Below are 645 nucleotides of genomic sequence, written 5' to 3'. Positions count from 1 at the left end.
CTAGGTAGCGTGGACTGGAAGGTAGAGAAACAAACACCTGACATGAATGGCGGCGATGAAGGAAGCGGTGAGCTTTGCATAGCGCGTAGCAATTCCCCGCCAGCGCTTGAGGGCACGGAAGACGGTTTCAATGACGTGCCGCGCCCGATACAGTTCATGATTGTACGCTCTTTGCTCTTTCCGGCTTTTAACCGGAGGGATGACTGCTACTATATCCGCTTCTTTAAGCATATCAAGCAGCTCGTTCGTGTCATACGCCTTGTCCGCAAGGAACGCTTCCGCTTCCAAATCCTCCATAAGGAGAGGCGCTTGGCTGCAGTCCGCGACAGTACCGCTTGTCACAATGCCGCTTGCCGGTATCCCGTACTCGTCGACTACCAAATGTAATTTGCTGTTCAGCCCCCTTTTGTGCGGCTAATGTCCTGAGTGCCGCCTTGTGCCCCGCACGCGTCTGCGTGTGCCTTGATATACGTCGAATCTATCATAAAGATATCCCCGGCAGGCTCGCCTATTGCGGCGTCCGCCAGCATTCTCCATATTCCCTTGTCCCGCCAGCGGCAAAACCGCTTGTGTATGCTGTTCCAATTTCCGAATTCTGGCGGTATATCCCTCCACGGAGCGCCCGTGCGCGTCTGCCACGCTACC

At 55.2% G+C, this 645-nt stretch carries 2 protein-coding genes; both read right to left on the bottom strand.

Annotation, left to right across the window (positions count from 1 at the left end):
* Window positions 1-381 carry a transposase gene (locus AWU74_RS07235; protein ID WP_187150929.1) on the bottom strand — a complete coding sequence of 127 codons (381 nt, stop codon included), beginning with the start codon at window positions 379-381 and terminating at the stop codon, window positions 1-3.
* Between the two features lie 14 nt (window positions 382-395).
* The coding region (locus AWU74_RS07230; protein ID WP_162505003.1) for a transposase at window positions 396-645 on the bottom strand (250 nt) is incomplete at its 5' end.

Source organism: Treponema endosymbiont of Eucomonympha sp. (assembly GCF_001028545.1).
Note: the sequence above shows the minus strand (reverse complement) of the source record. Positions and strands in the feature narration are given on the sequence as shown.